At 68.2% G+C, this 21,396-nt stretch carries 19 protein-coding genes and 1 pseudogene; 5 read left to right on the plus strand and 15 right to left on the minus strand.

The window, feature by feature from the left end; translation table 11 throughout:
• Positions 1 to 5 precede the first annotated feature (5 nt).
• The gene (locus KA419_03435) at positions 6 to 1,106 is read left to right on the plus strand and encodes a glycosyltransferase family 9 protein (protein ID MBP7864979.1); all 1,101 of its coding nucleotides are present in this window, start codon (positions 6 to 8) and stop codon (positions 1,104 to 1,106) included.
• Here the strand turns inward: KA419_03435 and KA419_03440 are convergent.
• The 8 genes from KA419_03440 to KA419_03475 all read right to left on the minus strand — a co-directional run bounded on the left by KA419_03440 (position 1,079) and on the right by KA419_03475 (position 10,500).
• A complete protein-coding gene (locus KA419_03440; protein MBP7864980.1) occupies positions 1,079 to 1,627 on the minus strand; it encodes a hypothetical protein in 549 nt (182 codons plus the stop codon). The genes KA419_03435 and KA419_03440 overlap by 28 nt on opposite strands.
• Positions 1,628 to 1,741: 114 nt before the next feature.
• Positions 1,742 to 2,617, minus strand: coding sequence for a glycosyltransferase (locus KA419_03445; protein MBP7864981.1), 876 nt, complete (start codon positions 2,615 to 2,617; stop codon positions 1,742 to 1,744).
• Between the two features lie 244 nt (positions 2,618 to 2,861).
• Positions 2,862 to 3,368, minus strand: a complete 507-nt coding sequence (locus KA419_03450; protein ID MBP7864982.1) for a hypothetical protein — start codon at positions 3,366 to 3,368, stop codon at positions 2,862 to 2,864.
• 77 nt (positions 3,369 to 3,445) lie between these two features.
• A complete protein-coding gene (locus KA419_03455; protein MBP7864983.1) occupies positions 3,446 to 6,748 on the minus strand; it encodes a serine/threonine protein kinase in 3,303 nt (1,100 codons plus the stop codon).
• Between the two features lie 108 nt (positions 6,749 to 6,856).
• Complete coding sequence (locus tag KA419_03460; protein MBP7864984.1) at positions 6,857 to 7,717, minus strand: succinate dehydrogenase iron-sulfur subunit; 861 nt, start codon at positions 7,715 to 7,717, stop codon at positions 6,857 to 6,859.
• Between the two features lie 8 nt (positions 7,718 to 7,725).
• Positions 7,726 to 8,145 carry a hypothetical protein gene (locus KA419_03465; GenBank protein ID MBP7864985.1) on the minus strand — a complete coding sequence of 140 codons (420 nt, stop codon included), beginning with the start codon at positions 8,143 to 8,145 and terminating at the stop codon, positions 7,726 to 7,728.
• 188 nt (positions 8,146 to 8,333) lie between these two features.
• Entirely contained in the window at positions 8,334 to 8,765 is a 432-nt protein-coding gene (locus tag KA419_03470; protein ID MBP7864986.1) for a hypothetical protein, read from the minus strand.
• A gap of 16 nt (positions 8,766 to 8,781) precedes the next feature.
• On the minus strand, positions 8,782 to 10,500 hold the full coding sequence (locus tag KA419_03475) for a succinate dehydrogenase/fumarate reductase flavoprotein subunit (protein ID MBP7864987.1): 1,719 nt from the start codon (positions 10,498 to 10,500) through the stop codon (positions 8,782 to 8,784).
• A gap of 405 nt (positions 10,501 to 10,905) precedes the next feature.
• On the opposite strand from KA419_03475, the gene KA419_03480 reads away from it, so the two are divergent.
• Positions 10,906 to 12,132, plus strand: coding sequence for a hypothetical protein (locus tag KA419_03480; protein ID MBP7864988.1), 1,227 nt, complete (start codon positions 10,906 to 10,908; stop codon positions 12,130 to 12,132).
• Between the two features lie 106 nt (positions 12,133 to 12,238).
• On the opposite strand, the gene KA419_03485 is transcribed toward KA419_03480, so the two are convergent.
• Positions 12,239 to 12,691, minus strand: a complete 453-nt coding sequence (locus KA419_03485; GenBank protein MBP7864989.1) for a hypothetical protein — start codon at positions 12,689 to 12,691, stop codon at positions 12,239 to 12,241.
• Positions 12,692 to 12,706: 15 nt separating this feature from the next.
• Between KA419_03485 and KA419_03490 the strand changes: the two genes are divergently transcribed.
• Together KA419_03490 and KA419_03495 are read left to right on the plus strand one after the other, a co-directional pair.
• Entirely contained in the window at positions 12,707 to 12,982 is a 276-nt protein-coding gene (locus tag KA419_03490) for a hypothetical protein (protein MBP7864990.1), read from the plus strand.
• 782 nt (positions 12,983 to 13,764) lie between these two features.
• Positions 13,765 to 14,329: pseudogene (locus KA419_03495) on the plus strand (four helix bundle suffix domain-containing protein).
• A 404-nt stretch (positions 14,330 to 14,733) separates the two neighbouring features.
• Here KA419_03495 and trpA read toward each other — a convergent pair.
• The 3 genes from trpA to trpB form a co-directional block, all read right to left on the minus strand.
• Positions 14,734 to 15,540 (minus strand): tryptophan synthase subunit alpha, encoded by an 807-nt coding sequence (gene trpA, locus KA419_03500; protein MBP7864991.1) that lies wholly within the window; start codon positions 15,538 to 15,540, stop codon positions 14,734 to 14,736.
• The gene (locus KA419_03505) at positions 15,537 to 15,752 is read right to left on the minus strand and encodes a hypothetical protein (GenBank protein MBP7864992.1); all 216 of its coding nucleotides are present in this window, start codon (positions 15,750 to 15,752) and stop codon (positions 15,537 to 15,539) included. The genes trpA and KA419_03505 overlap by 4 nt, the downstream gene beginning before the upstream one ends.
• Before the next feature lie 310 nt (positions 15,753 to 16,062).
• Positions 16,063 to 17,286 carry a tryptophan synthase subunit beta gene (trpB, locus tag KA419_03510; protein ID MBP7864993.1) on the minus strand — a complete coding sequence of 408 codons (1,224 nt, stop codon included), beginning with the start codon at positions 17,284 to 17,286 and terminating at the stop codon, positions 16,063 to 16,065.
• A gap of 18 nt (positions 17,287 to 17,304) precedes the next feature.
• Between trpB and KA419_03515 the strand changes: the two genes are divergently transcribed.
• On the plus strand, positions 17,305 to 17,649 hold the full coding sequence (locus tag KA419_03515) for a hypothetical protein (protein ID MBP7864994.1): 345 nt from the start codon (positions 17,305 to 17,307) through the stop codon (positions 17,647 to 17,649).
• A gap of 242 nt (positions 17,650 to 17,891) precedes the next feature.
• Here the strand turns inward: KA419_03515 and trpCF are convergent, their stop codons facing one another.
• From trpCF to KA419_03530, 3 genes are all read right to left on the minus strand, one after another.
• Complete coding sequence (gene trpCF / locus KA419_03520; GenBank protein MBP7864995.1) at positions 17,892 to 19,301, minus strand: bifunctional indole-3-glycerol-phosphate synthase TrpC/phosphoribosylanthranilate isomerase TrpF; 1,410 nt, start codon at positions 19,299 to 19,301, stop codon at positions 17,892 to 17,894.
• Positions 19,302 to 19,526: 225 nt separating this feature from the next.
• Positions 19,527 to 20,558 (minus strand): anthranilate phosphoribosyltransferase, encoded by a 1,032-nt coding sequence (gene trpD / locus KA419_03525; protein MBP7864996.1) that lies wholly within the window; start codon positions 20,556 to 20,558, stop codon positions 19,527 to 19,529.
• Positions 20,551 to 21,183 (minus strand): aminodeoxychorismate/anthranilate synthase component II, encoded by a 633-nt coding sequence (locus KA419_03530; protein ID MBP7864997.1) that lies wholly within the window; start codon positions 21,181 to 21,183, stop codon positions 20,551 to 20,553. The genes trpD and KA419_03530 overlap by 8 nt, the downstream gene beginning before the upstream one ends.
• Positions 21,184 to 21,396: the final 213 nt, after the last annotated feature.

Consider the following 21,396-nt stretch of genomic DNA (forward strand, 5'->3'; position numbering starts at 1 on the left):
CCTCCGTGGCCCCCCGGAAACCCATCCGCATCGACCCCCGGCGACGGACCGTCGCCGTCGGGGGGGTTGAAACCCTGGGGGAAGCCCTGATGGCGGTCCCGTCGCTGCGGGAGATCCGCCGTCACCACGAGGGGGTCCGGTTGCTCCTGGTGGCCCCCGCGTCGATCGCCAACCTGCTCCGCACCCTGGGGGAGACCGACGATTCGGTGACGTGGAAGACCGACGCCCTGCGGCGGCGCGAGATCCGGGGCACGTTCCGCCTGTGGAAGGCGGTTCGCCGGAAGCGACCGGGCGTGTTCGTGGGCTTCCGAACGGACCTTCAGACCCGACTGACAGGCCTGGCCTCGGGGGCGAAGCACCGGATCGGGCACGTGACGGGGCTGTGGTCCCCGCTCCTGACCCGAAGCGTCCGGCTGCCCGAGGAGCTTCGCCGCTTCCACCAGGTCTACCTTCACCTCCAGCTTCTGCACGAGTCCGGCTTGTCTCCCGTCAACTACCTGAAGGAGCCCCAATTCCGGCCCGACCTCCGGGTCCGCCTGACGGAGCCGCTCGTCCAGACCGCCCGCGAAGCGCTCGCCAAGCTCGGGGTCGACCCGCGGAACCCCCTGATCGGGCTCTTCGCCGGGTCCGCCGGCTCCTCGGCGGGGCGGTGGCTGCCGGAGCGCTACGCGGCCGTCCTCCGGAAGCTGCGCCATCGCATCCCCTTCAACGTGATCCTCTTCGGGGCGAGGGGTGACCGGGCCATCGCCGACCTGGTCATCCAGGAGTGCGACGGGACGAACCTCTTCAACGCGTGCGGGACCCTCGGCCTGGTGGAGACCGCGGCCCTCATCGCCACCTGCCGGCTCTTCGTCGGGACGGACTCCGGGATGATGCACCTCGCCGCCGCCTTCGACGTGCCCCAGGTGGCCCTCTTCGGCCCCACGGACCCCGTTATCGGCGGCCCCTTCTCGAATCGGGCCGTCTCCCTGAGGAAGAACATCTGCGGGCCGTGCTTCACCACGGTGTGCCCCATCGACCGGCGGTGCATGAAGGCGGTGACCATGGAGGAAGTGGTCAAGCGGGCGCGGGAACTGCTTCAGAAGGAGTATTCCCCGGACGTGTGAGCGTCGGCCAGCGCGAGGAGTTCCGGGTCCCCCAGGCGCTCGAGGACGCGCCGGGTCAGCCGGTGCACGCGGGTTTCCTCGGGGAGGCGCTCCGTTTCGGGGGCGTCGTAGTCCGCCTGGTGGAAAAACCGGGCGATGTGGACCAACTCGTGGGTCAGGATGAGCAGGAGGAGGCGGTCGAAGTCGGCCTCGGGCCGGCCGGACGTCAACCGGAGGATGTTGGCGTCGTAGAGGACGATGGCGTAGACATCCTGGCACGGGGGCCCGCCGGCGGGTTTCGCCTCTTGGGCGGCCGCCCCCCGGGGCACGCTCCGGGCCACCTCCGCCAGGACGTGGGGGGGGCGGGGCGGGACACCGGGCCCCAGGTCCCGCGCCGTCCGCAGGTCGAAGCCGTAGTGGAACCACTCCCGGGGGGAAAAACGGTAGTAGGCCTCGAGGCATTCCACGGCTTTCGACAGGCTCCGGTGAATGCGCCCGATTTCGGAAGGATTGAAACGGCGGCCTTCATGCGTCACGTTCAAGGCTCGTTTCCTCCGCACGATCTGCCAGAAACGAATACGGACCGTTTTCAGCCCGCGGGCGCTTGCCGAGGGAATTTCTTACCACAAAGAACGCAAGGAACACAAAGAATAATGCTATCGGGCCTTCTCCCCCTTTGGGGTGCTGTCTGCGCGCTTCGGGGCGGCGTAGTGCCCGGCGGTGCCGTGCCACCAGATCCGGAACAGCGCCAGGAACATCTTCAGCGGGTCCCGGACCATGCGGACCTTCGAGACCTTGTACGAGTGGGTTTCGGAAACGTGCGCCGCGATCTCGCCGACCGAGTATCCCAGTTTCCGCGCGATGTAGATCAGTTCCACGTCGAAGGTGAAGTCGAAGGTCCGCTGCCGCCGGAAGATCTCCCGGGCGGCGGCCAGGGTGAACCCCTTGAGGCCGGCCTGGGTGTCCCGGTAAGGCAGGCGGAGCAGGAGCCGGACCAGCCGGTTGAAGACTTCACCGGTGAAGCGCCGGACCAGGCGGATGTTCACCTGGCGCTCGCGGAGGAGGCGCCGGCTCCCGATGACGACGTCGTGGCGGGTGAGGGCGTCCGCCAACCGGTGCAGATGGTCGAAGGAGTAGGCCAGGTCCCCGTCGGTGAAGAGGACGTACGACCCCGTGGCCCGGTCGATGCCCGCGTGGATGGCCAAGCCCTTGCCCCCGTTCCGCGGGAGGAGGCAGCACTCGAGCCGGGGCTGGCCGAGGTCCGCGATCGCTTTCTCCAGCAGCGCCGGGGTCCCGTCGTCGGAGCCGTCGTCCACGAAGACGGCACGGTAGCGGGGGAACTCCCGGACGAAGCCGGCGACGGAGCGGACGATGCCCGGCAGGATGTCGGCTTCGTTGTAGACGGGGAGGATGAGCGTGATGTCCGCGGGAGCGTGCGTACCCTTCCCGTCGGCGGAGGGGCGGGCATCGGCCTTCGGCCCTTCGGCGACGGGTACAGGCGTAGTGATGGCGGCGTCCGGGTTGCGGAACAAGGCGGCCCTCCCTGAAAACGGGACACCATACCCGCTTTCCGGCCCAAAATCAAGTCTCCCGTACGCCGGCCGAGCCGAGGCCGGCGTTGGGGCGGTACGCCGGCCGAGCCGAGGCCGGCGTTGGGGTTGCGGAGAAAACAAGGGGCAAGGGCGCGATCCCGGCCGCCCCTCCCGAGGGAACCGGCATCGGCGCTGCCGCGCGCCTCGGCTCGGCGCGCGTACCTTGGGGCGCGCGCGCACGGGGTCAATTCAAGGGGGATTCGGCCACTTCCTGCATGAAGGTCTCGAAGTTCTCCTCCACGGTGTCGCCGCACTTGTTCCGGATGAAGTCGCTGGACATGAGTACGCGGACGATGGTGACCATCGCGGCCTTCTGCGTGGGGGAAAGGCCCTTGGCGCCCTTGGGGAAGTCGACCAGGCGGGCGAAGGAAGCCCCCAGTTCCCCGTAGCTGTTCAGGTACTCCATGGAGAAGTGGTTGAATACCTCGGCCAGGATCTTGGCGAAGGTGGGGTAGGCGTCGAATTCCACCAGGGCGTCGAGGACCTGCTCCCGGGTGGGGTAGTGGGCGGCGTGAACAGGCGGCGGACCAGGCTTCGACACGTCGGCGGCCTCGGTCTCCCCCCGTTTCCGGAAGATCGTCCAGACGATGACGACGATGAGGACCAGGGAAACGGCGCTCCCCGCGATGATAAGTTCCATCCCGTACTTCGAGACGAAGGCGGCGACGGATTCCTGGAGGGTCATCAACATGCCGGGCTCCACCCTTCGAGAATACACCCTTACGATAACCCGCGCGACATCGAATGTCAAATCAATTGGTTCGGAGTTTACCGGTTCCCGGCGATCTCCCGGGCCCGCTGGATCTGGGGGCCGTACTCCAGGGCGATCAGCGCGTAGCGGGCCCGGGCCTCACGGAAGGTGTCCGAGGCCCGGACGGCCAGGGTTCGCCGCGCGATGGGGTCGGGGGCTTCGAGCGCGCGGTCCAGGAGCAGGGTTGCGGATTCCGCGGTCAGGGAGGCGGAGAGTTCCGGTTTGACCTCGCCGGAGACGAGCCCGAGCGCAGCCTCTGCCGCGCGGTATTCCTTGTCGGGGGACTTCCCCGTCATCCGGGCGTACTCCCCCCGCAGGCGGTGGAAACGCGCCCGGTAAAGAAAGAGGTTTGGCTTGTTCTGCCGGGAAATCATCGTCTCGAGGATGGTTTCTCCGGCGGACAGGGCGTCAAACGGTGATTCCTGTTTCGCGAGCCTGGCCTGCGCTTCCACGTAGTGGAAATGCAGGCGGGTCAGATTGTGCGGTTCGGATGCCGGGGCCGCGGTTTCCCAGTTCCGCAGGGCCTCCACCGCTTCCCCGAGGGTCGCCCGGGGGTCTTTCCCGCCCGAGAGGTCGTTAAATACGAGGTTGACGAGGGTGTCGAAATGCATGAAGAAGATCTGCTTGCGGGCGGGGCCCTTCAGGCCCGGGGCCGCGGCCAGGTCCCGCAGGGCGTCGAGGGGTCGCTGGGGGTCCTTCCCCGCCAGGAGGTCCCACGCGACTTCCGCCTGCAGCAGCATGGCGGTCCCCAAGCCGGGTAATTCCAGGTCGGGGTCGAGGGCAAGGGCCCTGCCGAGGGAAGTCTTCGCCTCGGCAATGAGGGGGGTTGGGTCCCGCCCGGCTTTCAGTTCCCAGCGGATTTTCGTCAGGAGGGCGACCCCCAGGTTCTGGTGCATCAAGGCCTCTTCGCTCAGCACGCGAAGGGCCCGCCGGTAGGCCTGGATCGCCTCGTCCAGGGCCGGGCCGGGGTCTTTTCCCTGGGCGGCGAGGATTCGGCTCTGCCCGAAGCGCGTGTTCCCGAGCTGGACGCTGAAGTTGGCGCCCCCCTCGCCGGCGAGGGCTTCCCCCTTGCGAAGGACCGCCGTGGCCTCCTCCAGGAGGGCTACGGCCCGGGGGTGGTCGGAAGACGGCAGCGCGTTGGCCCTGAGCTGCAGGAACGCACCCAGGAACAGGTATCCCTCAGGGAGCGCCGGTGACGCTGCCACCAGTTTGCGGGCTTCCCGCAACCCCTCGTCGAAAACCGGGGGGGCTGAGTCGATCCCGTTCTGGATCAGGTGTTCCGACAGGATGAATTCGATGTGGAGGACCATGATCGTCTCGGCTGCCGCCGCCGGGTCGATGACGAGGCACGCCCGTCGTTCCTGCCGGGACTGTTCCAGGAGTTTTTCGGCGCCGGCGAGGTCCCCGGCTCGCAGGCGTTCCTTCGTGTGGATGTACAGCAGGTGCATCCGTTGTTTCCGGGGTTCGCTGTCGCTGGGGTAGCGCCGGACCAGGTCGTCCACGAGGGCGGCGGCTTGCGCGAGCGGGGTTGAGGCGTTCCCCGGCGCTTCCGGTGCGCCCGGTTGGGGGGCGCGTTCGATGAGGATGCTCGTCAGAAGGCCCTGGATGTCGGCCTGCCAGGGGAAGCGGGCCAGCCCTTCCCGCGCTTTCGCCTCCGCCGCGGCGCTCTTGCCCTCGCGAAAGGCCAGCAGGGCTTCCACGTACTCGGGGGAAGCGCTCATCACGGCCCGGCCTTCCCGGAGGTAGTCCAGGGCGGGGTTTCGAAGCTCCCGGATGGCTTTTCCCAGGGCCGCCGGGCGCTCCGCCGGGTCCAGGACCTGGATTCGGCGGTCCTCGACCTGGTAGAGGCTCATCAGGGTCAACCCGAGGTAGTAGCAGACGTCGGGGGTCCGGAAGTCGTACGCCTCCGCGGCTCTGCGGAGGTGGTCGCGGGCGGGGGTCAGGTCCCCCAGCGCCAGCAGCCCCCGGCCGAGGGCGTAGTGCCCGGGGCCGAGGGCCACGGGCCCCTCCCGCTCCATCCGCGCCCGGATCCGGTCCAGGCGGGCCCGGAGAAACGCCAGCTCCTCCCGCGTGTCGTGGAGGGGCCGGCTTTTCACCCAGGCCATGAAGCTCTCCACGTAGCGCACTTCCCGGTCGAAGAGCGCCGCCAGCTCCACTTTGCGCGCCGATAGGTAGGCGGAGCGGGCCCAGAGCACGGAAAGCGTTGCCAGCAGGGCCAGCGAGACCAGGGCGAGGATGGCGACGGCCTTGTGTTTCCGGACCTTCTTCCAGGCCCGGTAGGCGACGGACGCCCGGCGCGCCGTGATCGGCTCTCCCTCCAGGTAGCGGCCCAGGTCCGCCGCCAGTTCCGCGGCGTCGGCGTAACGCTTGGCCGGGTCCTTCTCCAGGCACTTCATCACGACAGTCTCGAGGTCCTCGGGGATCCGCCGGTCGATGGACCGCAACGGGCGCGGTTCCTCCAGCACGATGCTGGCGAAGATGGCGATGGGGTTGTCTGCGCTCCAGAGGGGCTGTCCCGCCAGGAGTTCGTACAGGGTCGCCCCCAGCGCGTAGACGTCCGTCCGGGGCCCGATTTCGTGGACCCTCCCCGACGCCTGCTCCGGCGCCATGTACAGGGGTGTTCCCACCACCTCCCCCGTGACCGAGACCCCTTTCTCCCCGGTGTCCCGCGCCAGGCCGAAGTCCATGACGAAGGGTTTCCAGGCGCCGCTGGCCGCCTTCTCCAGCATGACGTTACCCGGCTTGATGTCCCGGTGCACCAGCCCCAGCCGGTGCGCCTCCCCCAGTCCCTCCGCCACCGCCTTCACCAGCCGCAGCTTCTGCTCCTGGTAGAGGTGCCCGGCCTGCTGCGAGAGGGAGACCCCGTCGATGTACTGCATGGCGATGTAAGGCTTCCCTTCGATCTCCCCCACGTCGTAGACGCGGCAGACGTGGGTGTGGTCGAGCTTCGCCAGGGCCTGCGCCTCCTTCAGCAGCCGTGCCACCGACTCCGGGTCGTTCACCCGGAGGAACTTGAGGGCCACCGTGCGCTTGAGCCGGGTGTCGGTGGCCCGGTAGACCCGCCCCATCCCGCCCACCCCGAGGAAGGCGTTCACCCGGTAGGGGCCCACCGTGGTCCCCACCAGCGGGTCCTTCTCCGCCTCGCCCGAGGGTCCGAGCAACTTTTCCTCCACCTCGCGGATGGAGGCGGCCAGGTTGTCCTCCGGGGGCACGGGCGTCCGGACGGTGGCCGCGTCGGCGGAGGACGACCCCTCCGGGACGGGTTCCGGCGCCATCTCCCGGAAATGGCAGGTCGTCTTGTCGATTGGCGTTTTCCCCACGGGAATCTCCCACGGCTTGCAAAACCGTCGACAGCGAGAGGCCGGGAGGTTTGCCCCGACGCTTCGGCGCTGATCGGACCGGGCCATCGGGGCTTGCCGGGGCCCTCGTCACTCCACGGTGCGGGCGGGGGCCGGCGGGATGTTCTCCTTCCGGACCGCGTCGTCGCGCTCGAGGGAGAGGACCGGCGCGGTTTTCCTCGGGCAGCCGCGGAGGACGGACTGGCGGATGATCTCCTTCTTGAGGAGCTGGATGGCGAAGGCCGGGTCGATCCCCTTGGGGCAGGCTTCCGAGCAGGCTCCCGCGAAGTGGCAGCGGAAGATCCCGAAGGGGGTGTCCACCACCTCGGCGCGTTCGTGGAAACCCTCGTCCCGGGTGTCGTAGACGTACCGCAGCGCCTGGCCGAGGGGCTGGGGACCCGGGAACTCGGGGAGGCTTCCCACCGTGGGGCAGGCGGACATGCAGAGCCCGCACTTGAGGCAGTAGGAGAACTGCAGGTAGGCGACCAGTTCGTCCGGCGTCTGGCCGAACTCCCCCTCGATCTTTTCGGGGGGCGTGCCCTTGCGGACAATGTAGGGCTTGACCCGGCGATGGGCCTCGAACAGCCGGCTGAAGTCCGTCACGAGGTCCTTCACCACAGGGTAGTTGGGCAGCGGTTCCAGGACCACCACCTTCGCGTGAAGCTTCATGATCTGCTGCTGGCAGGCCAGGGTGGGGAAGCCGTTGATGAACATGCCGCACGACCCGCAGACGCCCATGCGGCAGGACGCCCGCCAGGAGAGGGTGGGGTCGACCTCCGCCTTGAGGTGGATCAGGCCTTCCAGGACGGTCATGCCCTGCATGACGGGGACCTTGTAGTCCTGGAACCGGGAAGGGGCGCCGGGGTCCGTCCCGTCGAAGCGCCGGACCCGGAAGGTGATCTCGGCGATGACTTTGCTGTCGTCGATCTCGGGGGCTTGATGGTGTTCCATGGGTCCTCCTACCGGGGGGTGTTCATCAGGGAGTCCGCCCGGAGGTGCCCCTGAAGGACCGTCACGACGCCGTAGGCCGCGAGGGCCAACCCGACCACGACCACCAGCACACCTGCCGCCTTCTTGGCGCCCAGGGGGATCTTCAGTTCCCAGATGATGGACCGGACCCCGTAAAGGCCGTGGAACAGCCCGAAAATCGCCAGCAGGACGTAGACCGCCGTCATGAAGATCGACTGCATGCGGGGGAGCACGCTCTCCTGGAAGTTGAGCGCGCCGGAGGGCCCCGCGGCGGTCCAGGCGCTCTTCGGGATGAAGCCGAAGAAGGCCAGGACGGTGTCGAAATGCATGATCAGGGTGTGCAGACCCAGCAGGAGGATGAGGATCATCCCCGCCATCATGTGCCAGAACCAGAGTCTAGATTCTTTCATGGGTAACCTCCGGATCCAAAAAATGCCCTGACGGCATCGTTGTTCTCAATAGGCCAGTCCAACATACTCCAGGGCCGTGCGATAGACATCCAAATGTTCGTGGCCGAATGTCATCTTGTTCTTTCCTGTTTCGACTCCCGACCCCGACTCCCGACCCCGATTCCGATTCCGACCCCGATGGGGGTCAGCTAGGCGATCAGGTGGAACAGCTCGAAGAAATCCAGCGTCCCGATCACCGCGAGGACGGCGATGAGGCTGATGCAGAGCCAGAACAGGAGCCGGTTGCGGTCCAGGCACGTCGAGTAGGGGTAGATGTTCTTGTAGGGCTTGCCCAGGTTGAGCCCCATTTCCGCCCAGAAGAGGCGGAACCCGTTGACGGCGTGGAAGAGGATGCACAGGAAGAGCAGGTACTCGCCCACGTGAAGCGGCTTCACGGTGTCCATGACCTTGTTCCAGCTCGCTTCGCCGCCCACCTTCTGGGCGGTGACGAAGAGGTGCAGAACCAGGTAGAAGATGATGCCGAGGCCGGTCAGCCTCTGCAACGTGTAGGCGGGGCGCTGGAGACCGTACTTGCCGGCCCAGACCCAACCCCGGAGCCCCAGGTCGTTTGGTTTCGCCATTGGCGCCTCCTGATCCTCAGTATTTCCGTTCCACCGGTTTCCAGTGGGTGATGGTTACCGGCAGGTAGTCCAGCCTGACCCCGTCGCCGTCACGGACGGCCAGGGTGTGCTTGCACCATGTCTCGTCGTTGCGCACGGGGAAGTCGCGGCGCGCGTGACCGCCGCGGGACTCCTCCCGGACCAGTGCGCCCTCCACGGAGCACATGGCGCACGTCAGCAGGAAGTCCAGCTCGACGGCCATCATCAGGTCGGTGTTGTAAACCCGGCCCTTGTCCTGCACCCGGATGTTCTTCGCCCGTTCCCGCAGCTCGGCCACCTTCGCCTTCGCCTCCCGCATCTGTTCACCGGTCCGGAAGACGCCCATGTTCATGTCCATGGTCACGGCCAGCTCACCCCGGAGGGCGTAGTGGCTCTCCTTTCCCTCCTGCTTCAGCAGGCCCTCGAAGAGGCGCTTCTCCTCGTCGGCCACGGCCGCGTCCTTCGCCTCCGGGACGGCCTTCAGCGCTTTGCAGTGGGCGGCGGCCTCGGCCCCGGTGATCTTGCCGTACACCAGGCACTCGCCCGTCGAGTTCGCCCCGAGACGGTTGGCGCCGTGCAAGCTGACGCAGGCGGCCTCCCCGGCGGACCAGATCCCGTCCACGGGGGTCTTCCCGTCGATGTCCGTGTGAATGCCGCCCATGGAATAATGGGCCACCGGGCGGATGGGGATGGCCTGCTCCGCCGGCTCGAGCCCGATGAACTTCAGGCAGATCTCGCGGATGAGAGGGAGCCGGTCCTTGATCTTGGCATCCCCCAGGTGGGTCAGGTCGAGGTGGATGTAATCGAGACCGCGGGGTCCCTTGAAGCCCCGCCCCGCCTCGATCTCCTTCATCTCCGAGCGGGAGACCAGGTCGCGGGGCGCGAGTTCCATCTTCTCGGCGGCGTAGTTGCTCATGAACCGTTCGCCGAGGCTGTTCTTCAGGTAGCCGCCCTCACCCCGGCACGCCTCGGTCATCAGGATGCCGGAGGGGATGAGACCGGTGGGGTGGAACTGGAGGAACTCCATGTCCTTGAGGGGAAGGCCCGCCTTGAACGCCAGGGCCATGCCGTCCCCCGTCACGGTGTGGGCGTAGGTGGTGAAGCCGAACATGCGGCCCGTCCCGCCGGTGGCGATCACCAGGGCCTTGCCCGCCATGGCCAGGAACTCGCCGGTGGCCATGTCGAGGGCCGTCAGGCCGGCGAAGTGGCCGTTCTCCACCTGGACGGAGGTGACGAAGACCTCGTCGTAGCGCTTCACGTTGGCGAACTTCATCAGGGTGTCGTAGAGGACCTGCATCTCGAAGAAACCGGTCTTGTCCGCCGCGTAGACCGCCCGGGGGAAGGAGTGCCCCCCGAAGGGGCGCATGTCGATGCGGCCGCCCGGGGTGCGGGACCAGGGGATCCCCCACTTGTCCAGCAGCAGGATCTCGGCAGGCATGGCCTCCGCGAAACGGAAGACCACGTCCTGGTCCGCCAAAAAGTCCGAACCCTTCACCGTGTCCCACGCGTGGAGATCCAGCGTGTCCCCCTCGTCGGGCCGGAGGACGGCGGCGGTCCCGCCCTCGGCGGCCACGGAGTGGGAGCGCATCAGCTGGACCTTGGACACGAGGCCGATGCTCAGCTCCCCGCCGGAGACGATGGAGGCCTCCACGGCGGCCCGGAGTCCCGCCAGCCCCGATCCCAGAATCAACAGGTCGTGTTTCAGACGTTTGGCCATGGGTGTATCCCTCTTGAAGCCGTGAAATTTGCTGACAGTTTAAAGAACCTGCTCCCGGAAGTCAAGCGTTCCACCGCATGTTTTTCCAGGGACGGGTGTTCCCACGGGTCGTCCCGACCCGGGCGATCAAGGGTGGGCCATGCTGAGAGCGGCGACCCGCGCCGGGACGGCGCGTGCCAACCGCCGTTCCCACGGGTCGTCCCGATCCGGGGGGGGACTCCCCGGCGGAGAGGCTTCGCCGTCCGTGGACAACAGAGCGCCTCTCTCCGCAGAGGCCTCGTCCATCACCTCGACCGAAAGGCTGGGTCCGCCTTTCCCTCAACCTCTCTTGACGGGGGCGAAAGGCGGGGCTATGCTTCCCGCTCCGGGTGATTCGCCGGAGACCTCCATTGCCGGGTTGGATTCATGGATTATTTCGACCTTTACCACTGCCTGCGGGACCGGGTGACCACCGACGTCGACACGATCGATCTCGGAGGCGGAGTCCGGTTGTTCAACCTGGAATTCCGATCGGTGCACGACCGGATCCTGCCCGGGGAGGATACCTATGCCTGCCCGGTCCACGGGGCGGAAACCTTCGGGACGGGCGAGTTTGCCGACCCGCGCGGGGTGGTCGAGGGGATCCTGGATCTGCGGGATTCCCGCGTTCGGGAGAACCGGGAGTTCCGTTACCCCGTTTTTCACCCTCGCGGGGACGGGCGTGCCCGGGACGCCCTCCTGTTTTTTCACGGTTTCAACGAGAAATACTGGCACAAGTACCTGCCCTGGGCCTACCGGCTGGCGGAACGCACCGGCAGGACGGTGATCCTGTTTCCCATCGCGTTCCACATGAACCGGGCGCCGCTGGCCTGGATCGACCGGCGGTTGATGCACCGGGCCAGCGAACAGCGGAAGCATGAGTTCCCGGCCGTGATCGGCTCCTCTCTGTCCAACGCCGCCATCAGTATCCGCCTGCAGGCGAAGCCCCAGCGGTTCTGCTGGTCGGGGCTCCAGACCTATCACGACGCGGTCCGGCTGCTGGAGGACATCCGGGCGGGCGAGCACCCTCTGGTCGAACCCGGCGCGGTCGTGGACCTTTTCGGCTATTCCATCGGGTGCCTGCTGTCCCAGGTCCTCCTGATGACCGACCCGGCAGGGATACTCTCGGACGCGCGCCTGTGCTGCTTCTGCGGCGGGGCCGTGTTCAACCGGATGTCCCCCGTCTCGCGGTTCATCCTGGACAGTGAGGCCAACGTCGCTCTCTACTCCTGCCTCGTGGAACACCTGGACAGCCACCTGCGGGACGATGCCCGGCTGCGCCACCACCTGGGCGAGGCCCACCCCGAGGGGGTCAACTTCCGTTCCATGCTCAGCTATAACGTGATGCGGAAAGAGCGGGAGGCGCATTTCCGCCGGCTGGGGCCGCGCCTGCTGGCGGTGGCGCTGGAGCAGGACACGGTGATCCCCCCCTGGGAGGTGCGGAATACCCTGCAAGGCTCCGACCGAGACCTTCCCGCCGGTGTGGAAACCCTGGATTTTCCCTACCCCTGCCGGCATGAAGATCCGTTCCCCGTGGTCGAACCCCTCCGCGCTCCCGTGGACGAGGCCTTCCGCGGCGTCTTCGATCTCGTGGCGGACTTCTACGCCCGGTGATACCCGCACCCCCCGGCAAGTCTGCAGCCTCCGGCGAGACGCAGCCGGTTCGTAAACCGTGTCCTGCCCCACATCAGCGGGTATTCGCCAGATCGCCGAAAACCCCCTATTCCCCCATGCCGAAGAGTTTTTCGGGGAGCTTGTATTTTCCCGGCCACGGCTCGTAGCAGACGTCGGACGGCCCCCAGACCAACTCGAGGACTCGCCACTCCCCGTTCTTTCCCTGCTCGAGGAGCACCACGATCAGCCCGCTGAAGACCTCCGCCGCCACTTCCTCGGCGAACTCCGGCCGGGAGGCCCAGTCGATGGGCCCGCGGGTGGCGGCCTTCAGGGGCTTGAGGATCGCGAAGGCGTGGCCGTGACCGACGTTGAGCACGTCTGCCTGGAACATCACCGACTCCTTGAGCTTCGCCTCCACGGGCTTTCGGACGGCGTCCATCACGGCCTTGCGCTCCTCGCTGCCCGGCTTGGGCGTGTGGACGTCGTCCCCCGCGCGGAGAAAACCGGCCGGCAGGAGCAGGATGGCCAGGAAAGGGTATAAGACGGTTCTGACGCGCATGGTGCCTCCTCGAGCATGAAAGATCGGCGCAGGGTCGCCTTTCATGAATGTCATACCTTATCCTCGCGCCGAATGGTAGGAAAAAATCCGGAGCAGGAATCCCCCGGTAAAGCTGCCGGGTGCTTTCCCCGGAAGAGGGATCGATCGCGATGCGCCTTCCCGGGAAGCGGTCTGCTTGAAAAACGAAAAGCCCGCATCGAGAACCAGGCGCTGGAGGGCTTCGGCGGGGTATTTTTCGATGTTTTTGAAAAAAATCCCGAAAGCGGTGCTGGCTTTGCGTTGACAGAGTGAGCGGGAAGGGACGAAAGGACCAAAAGGACCAAAGGGACCCAAAGGACGGCAGGGATGGTAAGCTTGGGCTCTCAGCGGCCCATTGTGAGGGAGGGCCCGGCACGGCCCGCCGCGAGGAAGTGCCCGGCACGGCCCGCCGCGAGGAAGTGCCCGGCACGGCCCGCCGCGAGGAAGTGCCCGGCGCCGCCCGCCGAGTGGAAGTGCCCGGCGTGGCCCGCCGAGGGGGAGGGGCCCGGTGTGGCCTGCCGAGGTGGAGCGCCCGTCACGGCTCACCGTGCGGAAGTGCCCGGCGAAAAACGGCTGTTCGGCCCGTGCCCCGGCGCCGCCGACCGTTACACCCGGGAGTGTTTGCAACCCTCGACGATCGGGCGCCCCGGGAGCTGCGCGGGCACAAGGCCGGCTTTCCTCGGAGTTGCCGGCAAACCCAGACGCTCCCCGGGCGCCTCCCGGGCGCCCCCGATGCCCCACCCAGGCCGTTCGGTGGCACGTTCGGTTCTCCAGCCGCGTCGGGCGTGCCCCGGCCATGACGGGCGCCCCCCGGCCTCATCGGGCGTGCCCCGGCCGCGTCGGGCGTGCCCCGGCCGCGTCGGGCGTGCCCCGGCCGCGTCGGGCGTGCCCCGGCCGCGTCGGGCGTGCCCCGGCCGCGTCGGGCGTGCCCCGGCCGCGTCGGGTGTCCCCCGGCCGCGTCGGGTGTCCCTTGCGGTTCACGGCTGTCCTTTATGTCCTTTTGGTCGTTTTGGTCCTTTCGTCCTTTCCGGCAACTCTCGGCATGGAGGTGTCCGATGCCCGACCGCTTCATCCCCCCGCATGGCGGTTACCGAAACCTCCTCTCCTACCAGAAGGCGGAAATCGTCTACGACGCCACGGTTTACTTCTGCGGCCGATTTTACGCACGCGGCGACCGCACCATCGACCAGATGGTGCAGGCCGCCCGCTCGGGCAAGCAGAACATCGCCGAAGCGAGCCTGGCGTCGGGGACCTCCAAGGAGATGGAAATCAAGCTGACCAACGTGGCCCGCGCCAGCCTGGAGGAACTCCTGGCTGACTACCGGGACTTCTTGCGGACGCGCCAATCAAGCGAGTGGGCCCTGGACCACCCCGGCACGCTGCGCCTGCGGGAACTGAACCGTCAGCCCGGCGTTTCCTACGAAGCGTTTCGCCCCGGCATCGAGCACCGCGACCCGGCGGTCTGCGCCAACGTGGTCATCGGGCTGATCAAGCTGAGCTGCTACCTCCTCGACCGCCAGTTGAAGCGCCTGGAACAGGATTTTTTGAAGGAGGGGGGGGCTGCGGGAACGCATGACGCGGGTGAGGGTGGAGGTGAGGAAACGGGAGAGCGGGAGGTAGAGAAGAGAAGGGACGGAAGGACCAAAACGACCAAAGGGACCAAAAGGACGGCAAAGAAGCCACAGCCCTCAACGGCCCCCTCCCCGCCGCGCCTGCCGCCCCCCGCCGCGCTGCCGGGCCTCGCCGCGCCTGCCGCCCCCCGCCGCGCTGCCGCGCCCTGTCGCCCCCTGCCGCCCCACTTGCCGCGCCTGCCGGGCCCCGCCGCGCCTGCCGGGCCCCGCCGCGCTGCCGCCCCCGCCGCGCCTGCCGCCCCCGCCGCGCCTGCCGCCCCCCGCCGCGCCTGCCGCGCCCTGCAGCCCTCTGCCGCCTCTTTGCGGCCCCCTGCCGTCCCTTATGTCCTTTGGGTCGTTTTGGTCCTTTTGTCCTTTCTCATACGATGTTCCTGCCTTGCGACCGCTTGGCCTTTACCCTCTCGTTGCCGCCTTCATGGCCCTTACGAAGGCCGCCAGTTCGCTGCGCAGGGCGTCCGGATCGCCGGCGTGGCGCTCGACGAGGGCCACCATGGCCGAGCCGCTGATGGCGCCCGCGGCGCCGGCGCGAAGGGCGTCGCGGACGTGCTCCGGCTTCGAGATCCCGAAGCCCAGCAGCGCGGGGGGCGCGCCGGCGTCCCGCAGCCGGGCGACCAGGGCGCGGTGGTCGGTGCGGGCGTGCTCGTCGGCGCCGGTGACGCCGCCGCGGGTCACGACGTAGGTGTAGCCCTCGGCGAGGCGGGCCACCGCGGCAAGGTCCTCGTCCCGGCTGTTGGGGGCGGCGATCAGGACCGGCGCGATGCCGTGCGCCCGGGCGCCGGCCGCGTAAGGCCCCGCCTCCAGTGTCGGCGCGTCCGCCACCAGGACCGAGTCGATCCCGACGTCGGCGCACCGCCGGTAGAAGGCGTCCCGTCCCCGGGCCTCCACGAGGTTGGCGTAGACCAGAAGCCCGACCGGAATCTCGCGGTTCCGCTCCCGGAACCGGCGGACCAGGTCGAGGGCGCCGCCCGGTGTCATGCCGGCCTCCAGGGCCCGGATGTCGGCTTTCTGGATGGTGGGGCCGTCCGCCACCGGGTCGGAGAAGGGGATGCCCAGCTCCAGGGCGTCGGCGCCGGCGTCCGCGAGGGTGTGGAGGATGGTCAGGCTCCGTTCGGGGTCCGGGTCGCCCAGGACCGTGAAGGGGACGAAGGCCCCCTCGCCGGAAGCGGCCAGGCGGGCAAACAGGGTTTCGTATCGGGTCATGCTTCCTTCCTTTTCAATCCAGGCCCCCAACCATCGGGGTCGGTATCGGTATCGCAATCGGAATCGGTATGGGTATCGGTATCGGTATCGGAATCGGTATGGGTATCGGTATCGGTATCGGAATCGGTATCGCTATCGGTATCGCAATCGCAATCGGCATCGCAATCGCAATCGCTCTCGCCCTCGCCGTCGATCTCGCAATCGCACCGCACCCCAGGCCCTTCTGCCCGCTGTCCTCGGGGGCAAGCCCGCGGCACCGCCCGACCACGGCTTCACACGGGCGCCCCGGGCGCCCCCGTTGCGCCAGGGCCGGTCGCAGCCGCAGGCGGTTCCCCCGGGCCGTGACCTGGCGCAGGGGCGAGGGAACGGGCGATGCCGGTGGGGATTGCGACTTCCTTGCCGGCTGCGGGAGCGAGAGCGAGGGCGAGGGCGGTACCGATTGCGATACCGATTGCGATACCGATACCGATACCGATACCGATAGCGATAGCGATACCGATGCCGATGGGAGATCTCCGAACATCAGTGCTCCTTAAGGGTTTGGGGGGGAGGAGGGGGATCGGACATCAGGGCGCGCATCCGGGGCTGGGAGCGGACCTGGTCGAGGTCCTTGTCCCCCCGGCCGCTGAGGTTGACCAGCAGGAGCGTTCCCGGGGCCGCCGATTCCGTCATCTTCAGCGCGTGGGCCAGGGCGTGGGCCGACTCCAGGGCCGGGATGATCCCCTCGGCCGCCGAGAGGGCGGCGAAGGCTTCCAGGGCCTCGTCGTCCGTGACGCCCACGTACTCGGCCCGGCCCGTGGCCTTCAGCCAGGCGTGCTCCGGCCCGACGCCGGGGTAGTCGAGCCCGGCGGCGACGGAGTGGCTCTCCAGAACCTGGCCGTCGTCGTCCTGCAGCAGGTAGCTGAAAGCGCCGTGCAGGACCCCCGGCCGTCCCGCCTGGAGGCTCATGCAGTGCTTCCCGGTGTGCAGGCCGCGCCCGGCGGCTTCGACGCCCACCAGCCGGACGTCCGTGTCGTCCACGAAGTCGGCGAAGATCCCCATGGCGTTGGAACCGCCGCCGACGCAGGCCACGACCGCGTCGGGGAGCCGCCCCTCCGCCGCGAGCACCTGGGCCCTCGCCTCGCGGCCGATCACCCGCTGGAACTCGCGCACCATGAGGGGGTAGGGGTGCGGCCCCGCCACGGTGCCCAGGACGTAGTGGGTGTCCCCGAAGGAGGCGGCCCAGTCGCGCAGGGCCTCGTTGACGGCGTCCTTGAGGGTGCGGGAGCCGCTCTCCACGCTCACCACCTCCGCCCCCATGAGCCGCATGCGGAAGACGTTGGGCTGCTGGCGCTCCACGTCCCGCGCGCCCATGTAGACCCGCGTCTTCAGCCCGAAGAGGGCCCCCGCCATGGCGGTGGCGACGCCGTGCTGCCCCGCGCCGGTCTCGGCGATGAGGCGGGTCTTGCCGGACCGCCGGGCCAGCAGTGCCTGCGCGAGGACCTGGTTGGTCTTGTGGGCGCCGCCGTGCACCAGGTCCTCCCGCTTGAGCAGGAGGCGGGCGTTCGTGCCCCGTCCCAGGTTGCGGCAGGCGTAAAGGGGCGTGGGGCGGCCGGCGTAATGGGTCAGGAGATCGCCCAGTTCCGCCTGGAAGGCCGGGTCGGGGCGGGCCGCGAGGAAGTTGGCTTCCAGTTCCTCCAGGGCGGGGAGGAGGATCTGCGGGACGAAGGCCCCGCCGAAGTCGCCGAATCTGCCGGATTGTTGCATGGTGGTGTTACCTCGGTGATGATGCTGAAGGAGACAGGAGACAGAAGACAGAAGTCAGGAACTGAAAGCCGGGGAGGGAGGGGAGGCGAGAACGCCGCAAGGGCGGAGGGAGGGAAAACGCAAAGGGTGCGAAGGGTGCGAAAAGTGCGAAAAGTGCGAAAGGCCAAGGGGAAAGAGGAGAGTGATGGGAATAATGGAAGAAATGGAAGAAATGGAAGAGATGGAAGAGATGGAAGAAATGGGAGAGATGGGAGAAATGGGAGAAATGGGAGAAATGGGAGAAATGGGAGAAATGGGAGAAATGGGAGAAATGGGAGAAATGGGAGAAATGGGATCGCGTTGACCATGGTTGACATCTCTTAAACAGTTTTCTCTGCCACAGAGGCACGGAGGCACGGAGAAACGCACTTTGTATTTCATAGACAAAACATGCTTTATGGTTCTTCTCCGTGCCTCTGCGCCTCTGTGAGATTAAAATCCGGACTCTTTACGCCCGCATCACAGTTATTTGCTCCTGAAACCCGACACCCGAAACCCGACACCCGAAACCTGAAACCCGAAACCTGAAACCTGAAACCTGGAACCCGACACCCGACACCTGACACCTATCCTCTCAATTCCTCGAACAGCCGCAGCAGCAGCCCCTCGTCCTTGACCCCCGGGGCCGACTCCACGCCGGAGTTGACGTCGAGGGCGAAAGCGCCCAGAGTGGCGGCCTCGCGTGCGTTCGCGGGGCGGATGCCGCCGGCGACCACCAGCCGGTCCCGTTCGGGGTGATCCCGCAGGACCGACCAGTCGAAGGTCTCGCCGGTGCCGCCGCGACGGCCCGACCGTTGGGTGTCCAGCAGCAGCCGGTCCGCGCCGGACGCCGCCAGCGCCGGGATCATGATGCCCCGCGCCTCCCGGGCCGCCGGCGCCGGGACCGGGCCTGCCACGCGGTGCGCCTTCCAGACCTCCGCGGTGGGCGGGAGCGCGGCCTTCAGGGTGCGAACGTACCCGGCATCCTCCTCGCCGTGGAGCTGGACGACCGCCAGGTCCAGGTCAACCACCGCCCAGCGGACCCGGTCGATCGGGGCGTTCACGAAAACGCCCGCCCACCGGAGCGGGGCGGCGTCCCGGACCCGCCGGGCCTGCTCCGGCGTCACGCACCGGGGCGACTCGGCCGCGAAGATCAGCCCGCCGTAGACGGCGCCCGCCCGCCAGGCGGCGGCGGCGTCCGCCGGGGACGTAAGGCCGCAGACCTTCACTCGCCCGAAGACCAGTTCGCGGGCGGCCCGCCCGGGGTCGGGCGTTTCCATGAGGGAGGTGCCCACCAGGAACCCCCCGGCGAGGCGCCGAAGCCGTGCCACGTCCGCCCGTCCGCGGATGCCCGACTCGCAGACGAGGGCCACCCCCGGCGGGACGAGGGGCGCCAGCCGTTCCGTCACGGCGAGGTCGGTGCGCAGGGTCCTGAAATCGCGGTTGTTGATCCCCACGACGCCGGCGCCCAGCGCCAGGGCGCGCCTCAGCTCGGCCTCGTCGTGCACCTCCACGAGGGTGTCCTGGGCGAGGGACCGGGCCGCCTCCAGGCAGGCCGTCGCCGTGGGGTTGTCCAGGACGGAGAGCATGAGGAGGACGGCGTCGGCGCCGTGCAGGCGGGCCTCGTACACCTGGTAGGGGTCCACCACGAAGTCCTTGCAGAGGACGGGGAGCGAAACCCGCTCCCGGACCCGGCGGACGTCCGCCAGGCTCCCCTGGAAGAAGGGTTCGTCGGCCAGGACGGAAATGGCGTCGGCGACGGGGTCGAAAGCCTCCGCCAGCCGGACGGGGTCGAAGTCGGCCCGGATCAAACCTCGGGAAGGGGACGCCTTCTTGCACTCGAGGATGAAGGCGGTCCGGCCGGGGCGGAAGGCGGCGCGCAGGCTTCGGTCCGACGGCCGAAGGTCCGCGGAGAACGCCGCCAGCGGCCGTCGCGCCATCCGCTCCCGCACATCCTGCCGCTTCCTCTCCAGGATCTCCTCAAGCACCATGATCATTGGACTCCAACGATGATCTCATTCCGCAAGAAGCACAGAACACGCAGAACAACGCAGCATAAAGGGCGTGCTGGTATTTCTCGAGCCCGAATACCCGGCCGTTGCCAACGCAGGCGCATTGGCCCAAGGAGAAGGACGCCTTCTTGATGCCAAGAGAACCCGCGGGAGCCTTCCTTGCGTCCCCGCGTCGCTGTGTCACGTTAAATCTCCCGCTGTCGCCGGGTTTCATGATTCTCCCCCCGTTTCCCGATGGGAGCGGGAGAGGGCGACCCAGCGGTCCAGGAGGGGGGCGGCGAGGCCCTGCGCGAGGGTGTCCAGGGCCCGGCGGGCGCCGTCCCGGAGGTTGGCGGTTTCCCCGGTGACCCACAGGAGCGCCCCGGCGTTCAGGGCCACCCAGTGCTGGTGGACAGGGTCCCCTTCTCCGCGGAGGATCCCCCGCAGCCAGGCCCCGTTCTCCGCCGCGCCGCCGCCCCGGAGCGCCTCGACGGGCGCCCGTTCGAAGCCGGCGTGCGAGGGGTCCAGGACGAAGGCTTCCAGCCGGCCGCCGTCCAGGAGAACGGCGGTGGTGGGCCCGTGGAGGGCGATCTCGTCCAGCCCGTCCCCGTGCACCACCAGGGCGCGTTCGCAGCCCAGCAGCGCCAGCGTCTCGGCGACGGGCCGGCAAAGGGCCGCGTCGTAGACGCCCAGGAGCTGGTACCGGGGCGCCGCGGGGTTGCAGAGGGGGCCCAGGAGGTTGAAGATGGTCCGCACCCCCAGGGCCCGGCGGACCGGCATGGCGTGCCGCACGCCGGGGTGGAAGCGGGGCGCGAAGAGAAAACCGATCCCCACCTCGTCCAGGGCGCGGCGCACGAAGGCCGGGTCGCCGTCGACCCTCACTCCGCAGGCCTCCAGCACGTCCGCGGAGCCGCACGCGGACGAGACGGAGCGGTTCCCGTGCTTGGCCACGCGGACGCCGCAGGCCGCGCAGACCAGGGCCGCGGCGGTGGAGGCGTTCACCGTGCCCGTGCCGTCGCCGCCGGTGCCGCAGCTGTCGGCCACGGGGAAGGGGAGGTCGCCCAGGGGCAGCGCCGAGGATCGCAGCGCCTCGGCCGCCCCGGCCAGTTCGCCCGCCGTCTCGCCCTTGACCTTGAGGGCCGTGAGGACGGCGGCCAGCACGGGCTCCGGGACGGATCCCTCCACCACCTGCCGGAAGAGGTCCCGCGCCGCGGCCCGCTCGAGAGATCGCCCGGCGCAGAGCTGTTCCAGGACCTCACGCACGGCCGCCTCCCGCGACGGCGCCGTCCGGCGTCGCCCGGCCGGCCTGCCGGGCCCCGGCCCACCGGAGGACGTTGTCCAGGATCTTGCCGCCCAGGGGCGTCAGGATCGACTCGGGGTGGAACTGAACGCCCGCCAGGGCGAGCGTCCCGTGCTCCACCGCCATGACCACCGCGCCGGTCCGGGCGGTGACCCGCAGGCAATCGGGGACCGTCTCCGCCGCCAGGGAGTGATAACGGCCCGCCATAAGCGGCGAGGGGAGACCCTCGAAGATCCCGTCGCCCGTGTGCTCGATCCAGGAGGATTTCCCGTGGACCACCTCGCCGGCGAACCCCACCACGCCGCCGAAGGCCTCCACGAGGGCCTGGTGGCCGAGACAGACGCCGAAGAGAGGAATTCGACCACCCGCTTGCCGGATCAACTCCACGCAACATCCGGCGTCGCGGGGCGCCCCGGGGCCGGGCGACACCACGACCAGGGCAGGTTTCGGGAGTGCCATCGCCAGTTCGAGGGCCCGGTCCGCCGGGATGTCGTTGCGCCACACATCGACCCGGGCGCCGCGAACCCGCAGGTCGTGGACCACGTTGAAACTGAAGGAGTCGAAATTGTCGATGAAAAGAATGTTCATGTCGATCACCTCGGAAAAACCATCGGGAATTGAAACCACGAACCACACGAACGGGAAACCGGATTGAAACCACGAAATACACGAAATACACGGACGGGGAGCCGGATGCTGGACCGAACGGTGGAGATTATCTTTTTCAATTTATTAGAGATCACGTTGTCACTCCTGGGTCCATTTTTCGTGTATTCCGTGTATTTCGTGGTCCAAACTTCT

Source organism: Acidobacteriota bacterium (assembly GCA_018001935.1).
Classification (GTDB): domain Bacteria; phylum Acidobacteriota; class JAAYUB01; order JAAYUB01; family JAAYUB01; genus JAGNHB01.